The sequence below is a fragment of the Ruegeria sp. K3 genome (assembly GCF_056531845.1).
The window spans coordinates 1-13,677 of the sequence record NZ_JBQFMM010000018.1; the positions used below are offsets into that span (position 1 = coordinate 1).

The following is a 13,677-nucleotide window of genomic DNA, read 5'->3' on the forward strand; positions in this document are numbered from 1 at the left end:
CAATCTCTCCGACCTCGGCGTCACCAAAGCCGCCATCCCCGAACTGGTCCAGGGCGCAATCATCGACCCCTCATGCGGAGGGAATCCGATCCAACTCAACCAACAAAACATCACTGAGCTGTTTAATACGGCGATCTGACAGTGAGCGCTGAAATCGTTCTCATAATCCTTGCGGCCGCGTTACTGCATGCGATCTGGAACACGGTTGTAAAAACGGCCGCTGACCGAACGGTCACGCTGGGTCTGGTTGCACTGGGGCATGTTATCCCGGGGGCGCTGATGGTGGCGGTTCTGCCGCTCCCGAATGTCGAGAGCCTGCCATATCTGGCAGGTTCGACCGTTGTTCATTTCGGATATTTCTACATGCTGAATCAGGCCTACCGGCATGGTGATCTCAGTGTGGTGTACCCGATCGCGCGCGGTGTGGTTCCTGCGCTGGTCGCTCTTTGGGCCGTGATATTTGCGGGCGAACATCTGCCGACGCAGGCCTGGATTGGGATCGCGGTGATTGCCACCGGCATTCAACTGTCCAGCTGGTCGGTTTTGAGGCAAGGGGTCGGTAGGGCATCGCTTGTTTTCGCATTGGGAACGGGCTGCTTTATTTCCATCTACTCGCTTGTGGATGGCCTGGGCGTGCGGGTGTCAGGCAACATCCTGAGTTATTGGGCCTGGCATTCGGTTCTGCATATCTTTGTTGTGGGCTTTGTCGCGCTACGACGAGGCGCGCGTGTGCTTGATTTGCCTCTGCGCATCTGGGCGATTGGGATTGCAGGCGGAATGGTGTCGATGACGGCTTACGGCCTAGTGCTTTATGCCAAGAATTTCGCTCCGCTTGGCGTCGTGTCAGCCTTACGCGAAACTTCAGTGATCTTCGCGGCCCTGATCGGATTTCTGTTCCTGGGTGAAGGCAATCCCATGCGACGCCTTCTGGCAGCCGTGATGATGGCTGCAGGCGTGACGCTGATCGCATTGTCGTCATGAACACATGCTGGGATGAGTTGAATGATTCTTGCAAGAGATCTGAAATCCACCTGTCACGCCGCATGAAACTGCAGGTTTGCTGTGCCATGTTGACCGGAAAAGGCAAAAAAACCAAAATTGTCGCAAAAGATTTACATTTATTGTGGATTTTTGCGCGAAAATGTGACCGAGTCTGAAAATGGATGATGATAGCGTAACCATCCCACATCGTGGCCGAGAGCTGCTGGATGTCCTTGCGCGGCTGGGGGGGTCAGCGCGCAACACTCAGATCGCCCAGATCATGGACGTCTCTGAGGAAACTGTGCGTCGTTTGGTCAAGGCACTGGCGCGCGCGAACAAGGTTGAGCGTGTGCATGGCGGCACATTTCTGTCTCGGGCGCAGGATACACCGATGTTTTCGGGCGCGTTGGAGTATAATGCCGACGAGAAAACCAACATCGCCAAGCGGGTCTGCGGGTTGCTTGAGGACGAGATGGTGTTGTTCATCACCGTTGGCTCGACCATGACTCATGTGGCCGAGCAACTACGTGAGCTGCGGGGTTTGACCGTCGTTAGCAACTCTTTGTCAGTTGTCGCATCCCTGGCCGATCACAATGGCACGCGCGCCGTTCTGGCAGGGGGCGAAGTAATCCGGTCCGAGCGAGGCAGTTTTGGCCGTGCGGCTGAAGAACTGGCGTGTCAGTACAGCTATGACGCGGTGATCTGCGGCGCGGATGCACTGTCGCTGGTTGGAGGCGTATTGGCCTCGAACCCGCTGGAGGCGGATCTGACCCGTGCGCTGCAAGGGAACACGCATCGCATGATCGTTGCAGCGGACCACACTAAATTCGGTGCAAAGGCGGCCAACGTGTCTTGCCCGTTCGACAAGGTGACGGATCTGGTGACCGATATCGCGCCACCCGATGCGTTTGCACCCGTTCTCAAGCAAGCTGGGGTCCAAGTGCACATTGCATCGCAATACGATGTCAAATCCGGGCCAGATGAAATAGAGCCCCGGAAGCAAAAAAAGAACAAAGAAACCTCCGAAAGCAAAGCGGGCAAATCGGGCTCTCGGAAACGCAAAACGAAATAAACAAAACCTAGGGAGAAAACATGAAAAAGCTTCTTATGTCAGGTGTGGCCTTTGCCACAATCGGGGGCGCGGCCTGGGCCAATTGTCCTGCTGCAACCGTCGCGGATATGCAGGGCGTCGCAGCAGGTGCTTATCCTCAGCAGTTTGATCTGTCCGAGTTTCAATCAGCTGCAAACTGTACGCTCAGCTTTGCCGAAAACCCGGCTATTGGGGATCTGAACGGCATGATCCGTGGCAATGGCGATCTTGCGGCCGTGGCAGATCGTCTGCCGGCCGACCCGTTGGTCATCGTACCCTATGACTCGATAGGTCAGTATGGCGGTGTTCTGGACGCGCTCTCCAACGCCACAGAAAGCGGCACCTCGGACTTCCTTTCGGTGCGTCACGTCAACCTGTTCCGCTATTCCGACGACCTGCAGACCTTGGTGCCCAACGTGGCGAAATCCTGGGAATGGAACGATGACTTCACCGTGCTTACCGTGACCTTGCGCGAAGGTCACAAATGGTCGGACGGTGCACCGTTCACCTCAGCAGATGTTGTGTTCTGGTACGACAATCTGATGATGGACACCAATGTCATCGCCGAAGCGAAGGATTATGCGCTGGCGGGCGGTGAGCCCATGAAGGTCGAAGCGCTGGACGACACCACTGTCCGCTTTACCCTTGCCGCGCCCAAGCCTGGCCTGACTGAGACATTCTCGTTCACCTATGTGCAGCCCTACCAGCCCAAGCATTTCTTTGAAAAGTTCCACCCGGCGCTGGATGACAACGCCGACGCCAACGCGCAGGCGCTTGGTTATGAAAACGGGTACGAGCTGATCAAGGCCTATTATGGCAACTCGGACTGGATGGATACGCCATCTCCGATGCTGACAGCCGGTGACAAACTGGCGGGTCTTCCCACCGACACCATGCCGACACTGGAGAGCCATATCCTTGTGAAGGAGAGCACCGAGGGTCGTCACTACGTGGCCAACCCCTATTTCTTCCAGGTCGATACGCAGGGTAACCAGCTTCCCTACATTTCGGAAATGGATGAAACTTACGTTCCGGACGAAGAAGTTCGCACCCTTAAGTTGCTGAATGGTGAGGTCGATTACAAATCGCAAGGTGTTAACCTGACATCCGCTCCGGTGCTGCTCGAAGGTCAGGAGAACGGTAACTACACGGTCGAGGTGAAGCCTTCGATCGGCTATCCGGTTCTGACCTTCAACGTGACCGCAGAAGACGAGGCCAAGCGCGCGATCTTTAACGATATCCGGTTCAGAACTGCGATGTCTGTTGCTATGGATCGCAACCAGCTGAACGAGGTTGTGGCTTTTGGTCTGGGAACACCGACACAGTACATCGGCTTCTCGCCACGTCCCGATTTCATCGACGAAAAATGGTCGAACCATGAGATCGAATTCGACGCAGAGCGCGCCAATGCGCTGCTGGAAGAAGTAGGTCTTGTCGACAAGGACGGTGATGGCTTCCGCGACTTGCCGAATGGTGATCCGTTTGTTCTGGATTGGCAGTTCTCGACCCAGCCAGCTTCGGCGCAACTGGTGGAACTGATTGCTCAGAACTGGAAAGACGTTGGCGTCAACACCGCGATCAAAGAGGTGACATCCGACGAATTCCGCGCCGCACAAACGGCCAACTCGCTGGATATGGGCCTATGGCTGAAGAGCCAGCCAGCCGGGTCGATCCTCGGGGACAGCGAGATCTGGGTGCCTCCGTTTGATGGCTATTTCGACGTACGTACAGGTATGCTCTGGGCTGAATACATCAGCTCAAACGGTGAAAACGGTGTTGAACCGCCGGCTTGGGTCGCGGATCTGAAGGCTGCATTGGACACCTATCAGTCCAGTGCACCCGGCTCTGATGCGTCAGTATCCGCCGCGCAGAAGATGGTCGAGATCATGACCGGCGAGCTGCTGTTCCTGGGTACCGTGAATGCTCCTGCCCCGATCTATCACTCGAACAACCTGCAGAACTTTACCGAGTTCAAAACGCAGTCTTACGAGTTCTATCGGACCTATCCTTACCGCCCCGCCCAGTGGTGGCTGAGCGAATAAGGTTGATAAGATAAGAAGGTGGGCGCCCGCGCCCGCCTTCGCGCATCCCGCGGGGACAGATATGTTGCAATTCTGCAGATTTGCCGCCACCCGGGCGGTTATGGCGTTGGTCACTTTGGTCATCGTATCGCTGATTGTTTTTTCACTGATGGAACTGGTGCCCGGTGACTGTGCCGAGCGCTATTTGGCGTATAAAAACACCCAAGGGTCCGCGATCACCGTTGCTGACGTTGCAGCAGAACGCGCCCGACTGGGGTTGGATCAACCGTTCCTGACCCGATGGGCCACCTGGTTGTCAGGGGCGTTTCGTGGCGATTTCGGCGAAAGCTGCATCCTGCGGGTGAATATTGCACAGCTGCTGGGCGACAAGTTCTGGCTGTCGCTGTGGATCTGCCTTGGCGCTTTGACGCTGGCTTATGCCATTGCAATCCCTGTGGGCATCATTTCTGCCGCCTCGCGCAGTGCGGTACTGAACAACTCGCTGCGGATAGTCAGCTATCTGGGTTTGGCGATGCCGAACTTCCTGCTGGCCCTGATGGTGATGCTGGTTTCGACCGTCTATTTCGGCGAGACGCTAACGGGCTTGTTCTCGCCCGAGTACAAAGAAGCGCCATGGTCATGGGGCAAGTTTCTGGACTTGCTGAAACACGCTTGGCTGCCAATCTTCATTCTTGGCTGGTCGGCCACCGCCTTTGCGCTGCAAACCGTTCGCGCGTTGATGTCGGATGAGATCGGCAAGCTATACGTTACAGCCGCTGCCGCGCGAGGCATTTATGGCCGTCGCCTGCTGTGGCGCTATCCGGCCCGTCATGCGTTGGGGCCGATCGTCAACAGCCTTGGCTTTGACCTGAACCGGATTTTCAACGAACTCCCCATTGTGGCGCTGATCCTGACATTGACCGAAGCCGGGGCGCTGTTGTTGGAAGCGCTGGCACGGTCCAATGACCAGCAACTTGCAGGGGCCATCATCTTTCTGCTGACCGCTTCCATCGTGACGTTGAATTTCTTCACAGACATTCTGCTTGCGGCCATCGACCCGCGCGTCCGCAAGAGTATTCTCAGGTGACCAGATGAGCGTGACATCCACCAACCAAAAGGCGAAAGAAGCCTATTTCACCGCCTCGCAACGTCAGTTGATCTGGGCAAGGTTCAAGAAACAGCGCGCGGCAATGATTGCAGCCACTGTTCTGGTTGTGCTGATCCTGTCGGGTATCTTCGCCCCGTTCCTTTCGCCATATGATCCGACCGCGGCAGGGCGTGACAAAGACTATCTGAACGGTGCCCCGCAGATTCCAAAATTCTGCGACAAGAATGGCTGCTCGATCCGCCCGTTCCTGCACGGGGTAACCCGCGAACGCTCGTTGGCGACCAATTTCCGCTGGGTCGAGAAAGTGAACGAGGATGAACGCCGATATATCCAGTTCTTTGTTCGGGGCGATAAATACAAGCTGTTTGGCTTCATCCCCGGTGATATCCACCTGTTTGGCGCCGATGAGGGCTATGTTCATCTGTTCGGAACCGACAGTGCCGGCAAGGATATCTTCAGCCGCACGCTGCATGCTGTTTGGACGTCGCTGCAGGTTGGAACGCTTGGGGTCATGATCTCATTCGTACTGGCGCTCGCGATCGGGGGGGTCGCCGGATACTATGGCGGAATGGTCGATAGTGTGATCCAGATGATCACCGACGCGATCCGAACGGTTCCGGCCATACCCCTTTTCATGGCGATTGCTGCCTTCATCCCGCCGGAGTGGTCGGCCGAGACACGGTTTTTCGTGATAACGGCCATATTGGGACTGGTCGGCTGGCCGACGCTGGCGCGGCGGGTGCGTACCCATCTGCTAACGGAACGCAATCAGGAATACGTGCTTGCGGCGAAACTGTGCGGCGCGTCGCCGGGCCACATCATCCGGCGTCACCTGCTGCCCAGCTTCACCAGCTACATCATCGTCGATCTGGTGATCTCGTTCCCCTATATGGTCCTCAGCGAAACCGCGCTCAGCTTTATCGGGCTGGGGCTGAAAGATCCGGTCAACTCACTTGGCGTGATGTTGCAGAATGTGACCAAGGCGGATGTTCTGCTGAATTACCAATGGTATTTCATCCCGGTCATCTTCTTTGTCGTTCTCGTGATGTCTTTCGTGTTCGTTGGCGATGGCCTGCGCGATGCGGCTGATCCTTATTCGGAGACCCGCAAATGAGCCTGATCGATGTCGAAAACCTGTCCGTTCAGTTCAAAACCGATGAAGGGTTGATCACGGCGGTTGAGGATGTTTCGTTTTCACTCGCCCCAGGCGAGGTGCTCGGGCTGGTCGGCGAAAGTGGATCGGGAAAATCAGTGACGGCAAAGTCACTGATGAAACTAAATCCACCCAACGCGATCTATGCGCCGGAAAGCCGGATCGATCTGCATCTCGACAGCGGCCCGGTTGATATCATGGCGCTGAAGCGGCCCAGGGACATGGAGATTGTGCGCGGCGGGGCGATCAGTATGATCTTCCAAGAGCCGATGGCCAGCTTTGCCCCCGCGATCACTATCGGCAAGCAGATGGTTGAACAGTTGCTGATCCACACGGACCTCAGCAAAAAGCAGGCCAAAGAACTATCGATCGAAATGCTGGACCGAGTGGGTATCCTTGAACCAGCGGCCCGGTTCAACCAGTACGCTTTCGAATTGTCGGGCGGGATGCGTCAGCGGGCGATGATCGCCATGGCGCTTTCGACCAAGCCCAAACTGCTGATCGCGGATGAGCCGACAACGGCGCTGGACGTGACCATTCAGGCTCAGGTTTTGGATCTGATGAAGGATCTGGTGGCCGAGTTCGGCATGGGTATCGTCTTCATCACCCATGACCTAAGCGTCGTCGCCCAAACCGCCGACCGGGTTGCGGTGATGTATCTGGGTCGGATCATGGAAAGCGGACCTGTGCGTGAGGTGATCCGCCATCCGGCACATGCCTATACGCGTGGCCTGCTGAACGCGTTACCCAAACTCGATGATCTGGACGCACCGCTAACCCCGATCCCTGGCGATATCCCCTCACCTCTGGAGCGGCCATCAGGCTGCGTGTTCCATCCACGCAACCCGGAACTCAAACCCGGATCGCGATATGAAACGGAACGCCCGCCCTTGACCGAGGTCAGCCCCGGCCATTTCGCAGCCATTTTCCCCGAAGACGTGCCAGGCCAGCCATGACAAATGCACTGATCAAAACCGAAAAACTGTCGGTCGAATTTCCCCTTGGTGGCGGGTTGTTTAATAAGCGCACGCTGAAGGCGGTCGACAACGTCTCGATCGAAATCCCGCGAGGGGCTTTTGTTGGGGTGGTCGGCGAGTCCGGCTCGGGCAAGACAACACTTGGCCGCGCATTGCTGAATGCGGTTCCAATCACCAGCGGTAGCGCAAGCTATGATGATGGTGAAGAGCAGTTCGATCTGACCAAAATGTCAGCAACCGATCTCAAGTCCTATCGCCGTCGGGCTCAGTTGATTTTTCAGGACCCTTACGCGGCGCTTAGTCCTCGGATGACCGTGCGTGATATCATAGCCGAACCGCTGGATGTGATGGGCCTGACCGCATCGCGTGAGGAAACCGATGCGCGGGTTCGCGAGATTGCGGGCAAATGCCGGTTGAACCTTGAACATCTGCGACGCTACCCGCACGCGTTTTCGGGCGGTCAGCGTCAGCGGATTTCTATCGCGCGGGCTCTGGCCTGCAACCCGCGTTTTGTAGTTGCCGATGAATGCGTGGCGGCGCTGGACGTGTCGATTCAGGCGGATATCCTGAACCTGCTGAAATCCCTTCAGCGAGATATGGGCCTGACCTTCATGTTCATCAGCCACGATCTGTCGGTTGTGGCCCATACCTGCGATTTTGTGGTCGTGATGTATCACGGCAAGATCGTTGAAAGCGCCCCGACGCGCGAACTGTTTGCCGCACCCAAGCAAGACTATACCAAGCGGTTGCTGGATGCGATCCCATCGCTGGACCCCGATCATCGAATGCGTGCCTGATCAGGGCGCGCTGACCTGCGCCTGCCCGGTCTCGGTCAGCACAATCTCGGTCGCGCCATCTGCGCTGCGCTCGCTGGGTGGGACAAGGACATCGATGCCAGGCCGGTCGGGGCCAAAGGTGTTGCTGACCCGGCGGACCGAACTGAGAATGGCCAGCAGCGCCGGAGACGTTGCCGCCACGAAATGAGATGATCCCGCATCGCTGTTGAATGCAGTCGTGTCGATCACGCTGATCGGATATTCGGCCAACGCGTCGACCGAACTGATATTACCCAACCTCTGACTGTCCGCGGTGCCGCGCAGCCGAGCCGACAGGTTCAGAATCTTGTCCTTCTGGGACACCATCACCACAAACGGATCGGGCGGGCTCTTGATGCTGTTCATCTGGGATCGGAACAGATCCACATCCAGATCAGGTGAGATCAGGATGACCCCCTCAAGATTGCGGCTTGCCCACCCCGGCTCGCGTAGTTCGGCTTGCCGCATCATCTCCATCGATAGGGCGCTGCCCATCGAATGCGCTATCAGTACAACCCGCTTTACGCCCATTGATTTGAGCAGTCTAATGGTCTGTTCCAGCCCGTCTCGGGCAAACAGCATACTGTCCAGATCATAGGCGTAACCGGTGCCGCGCGCCTTACTGGGCCAGGAATAAATCAGAATGGTTCCGGGGATACCGATATCATGGCTCAGCTGAGCGGCCCGAAATGCGGTCTCAGTCTGCGTGGCGTTATACCCGTGAACAAAGATGACCACGTCATCCACGCCACGCAGACGGGACTTCAGATCCTGCGGACCCGAGAACTCGGTAACATCCGCCACGACAAACTGTTTGTTCGGATTCGGGTTCGCGTATGAGAAATTGAGTTCACCCGGCGTGTGCGACGGCGGAATCGAGACGGTCATCTCAAGGTAACGCAATGCCTCGGCACGGTTAGCGCCGTAGCTGCCATCCGGCTCGCGCGCACGGGTAGTGGCGGCAAAGACCGTGGCGGGGGTGCCGACCCTAAGGGCTTCGGGTGTGATCTCTGTGATAGACCGATCCGCACAGGCGGTCAGCACAGACAGCGTCACAATGATGATGAAATAGCGCAGCACGCTCTGCCCCTGTGAAGTTACAGGGCTACGCTACCGTATTCCCGCCCCGCGTCCAGCCTGAGGGCACGACTCATTGGCAAAATCCGGCTGGCACCTGTTACAAAACGTAACGGCTGAGGTCTGTGGATTTTGTCAGTTCGCCAAGATTGTCGTTCACGAAACCTGCATCGACGGTGATCTCAGCCCCTGCCTGATCCGGTGCGGTGAACGAAAGCTCTTCGAACACGCGCTCCATCACCGTGTAAAGCCGCCGCGCACCGATATTCTCGATGCTTTGGTTCACATCCGCCGCAATCCGGGCCAAGGCTGCGATCCCATCTTCGGTGAAACTGACCGTGACCTCTTCAGTGCCCATCAGGGCAGTATACTGCAGGGTCAGAGCGTTGTCGGTCTCGGTCAGGATACGTACGAAATCCTCTTCTGTCAGGGCGCGCAGTTCCACGCGTATCGGCAAGCGGCCCTGAAGTTCTGGCAGCAGGTCCGAGGGCTTGGCGATGTGAAACGCACCGGATGCGATGAAAAGGATATGGTCGGTTTTCACAGGGCCATGTTTGGTGCTGACAGTGGTGCCCTCGATCAGAGGCAGCAGGTCGCGCTGAACCCCTTCCCGGCTGACATCGCCTCCGCGCGCATCGGATCGGGCGCAGACTTTGTCGATCTCATCCAGAAACACGATGCCGTTCTGTTCGACCGATTCCAAAGCCACACGGTTGACGGTTTCATCATCCAGCAACTTGTCGGCCTCTTCCCCAATTAACGCCTCATAGCTTTCAGCGACAGTCATGCGTTTCTTGACGGTCCGTCCACCGAAGGCTTTGCCGAAGATATCACCCAGATTCATCATCCCCATCTGACCACCCGGCTGGCCCGGAATATCGAACATTGGCATCGGGTTCGTGGTATCGGACAGTTCCAACTCGATTTCGGTATCGTCCAGCTCACCCGCTTTCAGCTTCTTACGGAACATCTCGCGTGTCGCTTCGCGGGCGTCGGTTCCAGCAATCGCCTCGATCACGCGATCCTCGGCGGCCTGATGGGCGCGGGCTTTGACATCCTCGCGCATATACTCGCGGGTTTGCAGGATTGCGGCGTCAGCCAGATCACGCACGATCTGTTCAACGTCCCGACCGACATAGCCGACCTCGGTGAATTTGGTGGCTTCAACCTTGATGAAGGGTGCGCGGGCCAGTTTGGCCAGACGGCGGCTGATCTCGGTCTTGCCAACGCCGGTGGGTCCGATCATCAAAATGTTTTTTGGATAGACCTCATCGCGGATGTCATCTGGCAACTGCTTGCGCCGCCAGCGGTTGCGTAGCGCCACGGCGACGGCGCGTTTCGCGTCTTTCTGCCCGATAATAAAGCGGTCCAGTTCCGAGACAATCTCGCGCGGGGTCAGGTCGGTCATATGTGTTCTATCCGTATGTTTCGCAGCGGAACCTAATCATACGGCGCGAAAACACAAGCCGATCACGAGAAGATCACGGCAACTCACGGGCAGCACACGGAATTTCGTGGTGATGTGAATCGCCAGATGCACAGCGTCTGCGGCATAACCTTTCGCGACGGACTCTGCGTCCGTATGACATTAGGGAGATACCTCATCATGATGACTCGTCGTTCGCTTTTTGTGAAAGCTGCAGCTACCGGCGCGGCCCTGTCTCTGGTCGGCACCACCGCTGCCCTGGCCGGTGGCGCAAAAAAGAAAGGCACATTTGAAGGCCGCTCGAACCACGTCACTACCGGTTCGGTAAAACTGGTCAAAGATGGCGAGCGTTACATCGTTGAACTGGGCGACGACTTTTCGCTGGACAACGGCCCCGACCCGCGTGTCGCATTTGGCAAGGACGGCACATACGCCCCAGACAGCAAACTGGGCGCGCTGCTGCACCTGACCGGCAAGCAATCCTATGCCGTGCCACCAACCATGGATGTCTCGGGCTACAACGAAGTTTACATTTGGTGCGAGGTTGCCGGCGTCCCGCTGGGAGTTGCTTCGTTGAAGTAATCACACCCTTCAGGGGTCGGGCTTTCCGGCCTCTGACACGCCGTTAGGTGACAGGGCAACTGTCTGTTACACTCGCCCCAAGATATTGGAACTGGGGGCGTTTTCATGACCAAGATTGCCAAGATCACCCTGCTGTTTGTGGTCTTTGTTGACCTGATCGGACAAGGGCTGGTGTTTCCCATCATCAACTCCCTGATCATGGAAACGAAGTCCGGCTTCTTGCCGGAAAGCACGGCCATGGGCACAAGGCACTTTTATTATGGTCTGGTGATTGGCTGCTTCTTCCTGTCTTGGTTTCTGGGGGTGGTCTATGTCTCGAAAGTTTCTGACTCTATCGGGCGCAAGAATGCTCTTCTGGTCTGTTTGACCGGGGCGTTGGTCGGTTACGCCCTGACGATCGCCGCGCTTTATCTTAACAGCCTGCTATTGCTGATCATCGGCCGGTCGATCACCGGATTTACCGCCGGCAATCAGCCCATTGCGCAGGCGGCAATGATCGATGGCAGCACCGACGCTGCCGACCGCGACCGCAACATGGGTTATATTGTGACCGGTGTCAGCTTTGGCTTGGTCGGAGGACCGATCATAGGCGCGGTTCTGTCCGATGCAGCCTTATTGGGCAGCGCGGCGACATTGAGAACGCCTTTCTACGGGGCGTTTGTACTGGTCCTGATTGCAATCTTTCTTGTGACCGCGTTCTTCAAGGATACCAGAACCGAGCGCGAACCCTTCGTCTTCCGCCCCCGCGACATAACCGACAGCCTCATAGCTGTGCGCGAACACCCGCTGGTTCTAAAAATCATGCCAGTTTATGCCCTGTTCATGGTCGCCAACGTTACTTTCTATGTATTCGTCGACAACTTCCTGACCAGCGCGTGGGGTTATGGCGTAATAGGGGGCAGCATGGCGATGGTGGTCATTGGCGTTGCGCTGGCCTTTTCCAGCACCTTCCTTGTGAAACCAGCGCAAGAGAGGTTCAGCAAGCACCAGATCATCTACACCTCATTGGTCACCATGGTGATCTGTGGCTTTGCCTTCGCATTCAGCCCCAGCGGGGTGCTGAGCTATATTCCGGTCTTTTTCTTCTACTTCTTCTTCGGCGTTTCTTACCCGACGCTGCTAGGCCTGTTCTCATCCAGCGTTGCCGAAACGGATCAGGGCTGGGTCATGGGCGTGACCACAGCCGTGTTCTGCCTAGCAGGCGGTATCATGTCCCTGATCGGAGGCGGATTGATGAGCATCGACATCCGCGTCCCCTACTACATTGTCATCGTCACTGCCCTGATGGGCCTGATCGGGATGCATCTGAGGTGGAAGGGTAAAGAGATCAAAGCGCTATTGGCGTAAAGAGCAGCCGATAGAGCGGAGGGGGTCACCTACTCCTGCTCTTCCTCAATTTCTTCTTCGTCAAGTTTGCGCTGGCTTTCCTGTAATGGCGCGCGCTCTATCAGTGCCCAAATTTCCTTTTTGGTCTTCTTTGAAACAGCGCCTCTGGCTTCCAGCTCGATCAATAGCGAGCGTGTCTGATCTTCGGTACAGCCAATTGTTCTGCTGAGCCGTTCCAGAGTTTTGAACTTGTATTTGGTATCCCTCAACATGGACTCAAGCAGCTTCTTGCGAGGCTCTTTCCATGTCTTGGCGTGCTTCCGGTTCCGATATTCCTCAAGCACAATCGGCCCAACAATACCGCCAATCAGCCCACCAAATATCGCTGCCAGAACCGCACTCATGACCCGATCGTCTCAACCGTCAGATTGCCGTTGGTATACACGCAGATATCCGCAGCAATTGCCATAGCTTCACGCGCCACATCCTCGGCTGGTTTGTCGCTATCCATCATCGCACGGGCCGCCGCCAGGGCAAAGTTGCCGCCCGACCCGATTGCAGCGACGTTGTGTTCCGGCTCAAGCACGTCCCCTGCCCCAGTGATCACGAGCAGATCCTTGCCGTCGGTCACAATCAGCATCGCCTCGAGCTTCTGCAGATACTTGTCGGTGCGCCAGTCCTTGGCCAGCTCGACCGAAGCACGCGCCAGTTGGCCGGGCGTCGCCTCAAGCTTGGCTTCCAGACGTTCCAGCAGCGTGAACGCATCCGCCGTAGATCCGGCGAATCCGGCGACCACTTCGAACCCGCCCGGTGTCAGGCGACGCACCTTTCGCGCAGTGCCCTTGATCACGGTTTGGCCCAGGCTGACCTGCCCGTCCCCGGCGATGACAACCTGCCCGCCCTTCTTGACGCCAATAATAGTGGTGCCGTGCCATCCGGGAAAATCGCTGTCTGCCATGAATGCCTCCGTTATCCGTGCTGCTATATATGGGCCGGGCACGGGTTCTGCGCAACCGGTTCTAAAAATGCCCAAAAGATATGCAGTAAACGCAAACCGGGGCTGTTGAGTCAGCATTTGTGAGACTCAGCCGCCGGAGTTACATGAGGCTTACAACCGACAA

13 protein-coding genes and 1 pseudogene are annotated in these 13,677 nt (G+C 56.8%); 10 read left to right on the plus strand and 4 right to left on the minus strand.

What is annotated here, in order from left to right:
* The 8 genes and pseudogenes from ACR0MP_RS21280 to ACR0MP_RS21315 form a co-directional block, all read left to right on the plus strand.
* Positions 1–139 (plus strand): annotated as a pseudogene (locus ACR0MP_RS21280) (iron-containing alcohol dehydrogenase); the annotation flags it as partial.
* A gap of 2 nt (positions 140–141) precedes the next feature.
* Complete coding sequence (locus ACR0MP_RS21285; protein ID WP_170407899.1) at positions 142–981, plus strand: EamA family transporter; 840 nt, start codon at positions 142–144, stop codon at positions 979–981.
* A 178-nt stretch (positions 982–1,159) separates the two neighbouring features.
* Complete coding sequence (locus tag ACR0MP_RS21290; protein WP_170407901.1) at positions 1,160–2,053, plus strand: DeoR/GlpR family DNA-binding transcription regulator; 894 nt, start codon at positions 1,160–1,162, stop codon at positions 2,051–2,053.
* 20 nt (positions 2,054–2,073) lie between these two features.
* Positions 2,074–4,113: an ABC transporter substrate-binding protein gene (locus ACR0MP_RS21295; protein ID WP_170407903.1), complete on the plus strand. Its 2,040-nt coding sequence runs from the start codon at positions 2,074–2,076 to the stop codon at positions 4,111–4,113.
* A gap of 61 nt (positions 4,114–4,174) precedes the next feature.
* Positions 4,175–5,179: an ABC transporter permease gene (locus ACR0MP_RS21300; RefSeq protein ID WP_170407905.1), complete on the plus strand. Its 1,005-nt coding sequence runs from the start codon at positions 4,175–4,177 to the stop codon at positions 5,177–5,179.
* Between the two features lie 4 nt (positions 5,180–5,183).
* Positions 5,184–6,314, plus strand: a complete 1,131-nt coding sequence (locus ACR0MP_RS21305) for an ABC transporter permease (RefSeq protein WP_170407907.1) — start codon at positions 5,184–5,186, stop codon at positions 6,312–6,314.
* Complete coding sequence (locus ACR0MP_RS21310) at positions 6,311–7,309, plus strand: ABC transporter ATP-binding protein (RefSeq protein ID WP_170407909.1); 999 nt, start codon at positions 6,311–6,313, stop codon at positions 7,307–7,309. The genes ACR0MP_RS21305 and ACR0MP_RS21310 overlap by 4 nt, the downstream gene beginning before the upstream one ends.
* The gene (locus ACR0MP_RS21315; protein ID WP_480887935.1) at positions 7,306–8,127 is read left to right on the plus strand and encodes an ATP-binding cassette domain-containing protein; all 822 of its coding nucleotides are present in this window, start codon (positions 7,306–7,308) and stop codon (positions 8,125–8,127) included. Before ACR0MP_RS21310 ends, ACR0MP_RS21315 begins: the two co-directional genes overlap by 4 nt.
* Here the strand turns inward: ACR0MP_RS21315 and ACR0MP_RS21320 are convergent, their stop codons facing one another.
* Both ACR0MP_RS21320 and hslU read right to left on the minus strand, forming a co-directional pair.
* On the minus strand, positions 8,128–9,225 hold the full coding sequence (locus ACR0MP_RS21320) for an alpha/beta fold hydrolase (protein WP_170407913.1): 1,098 nt from the start codon (positions 9,223–9,225) through the stop codon (positions 8,128–8,130).
* Positions 9,226–9,322: 97 nt separating this feature from the next.
* On the minus strand, positions 9,323–10,630 hold the full coding sequence (gene hslU / locus ACR0MP_RS21325; protein WP_170407914.1) for an ATP-dependent protease ATPase subunit HslU: 1,308 nt from the start codon (positions 10,628–10,630) through the stop codon (positions 9,323–9,325).
* A 198-nt stretch (positions 10,631–10,828) separates the two neighbouring features.
* Here hslU and ACR0MP_RS21330 point away from each other — a divergent pair, with 198 nt between their 5' ends.
* Together ACR0MP_RS21330 and ACR0MP_RS21335 are read left to right on the plus strand one after the other, a co-directional pair.
* Positions 10,829–11,230, plus strand: a complete 402-nt coding sequence (locus tag ACR0MP_RS21330; RefSeq protein WP_170397803.1) for a DM13 domain-containing protein — start codon at positions 10,829–10,831, stop codon at positions 11,228–11,230.
* Between the two features lie 105 nt (positions 11,231–11,335).
* The gene (locus ACR0MP_RS21335; RefSeq protein WP_480887932.1) at positions 11,336–12,577 is read left to right on the plus strand and encodes an MFS transporter; all 1,242 of its coding nucleotides are present in this window, start codon (positions 11,336–11,338) and stop codon (positions 12,575–12,577) included.
* 29 nt (positions 12,578–12,606) lie between these two features.
* On the opposite strand, the gene ACR0MP_RS21340 is transcribed toward ACR0MP_RS21335, so the two are convergent.
* The gene (locus ACR0MP_RS21340) at positions 12,607–12,960 is read right to left on the minus strand and encodes a hypothetical protein (RefSeq protein WP_170425354.1); all 354 of its coding nucleotides are present in this window, start codon (positions 12,958–12,960) and stop codon (positions 12,607–12,609) included.
* Positions 12,957–13,514: an ATP-dependent protease subunit HslV gene (gene hslV, locus ACR0MP_RS21345; protein ID WP_170397812.1), complete on the minus strand. Its 558-nt coding sequence runs from the start codon at positions 13,512–13,514 to the stop codon at positions 12,957–12,959. The genes ACR0MP_RS21340 and hslV overlap by 4 nt, the downstream gene beginning before the upstream one ends.
* Between the last annotated feature and the right edge of the window lie 163 nt (positions 13,515–13,677).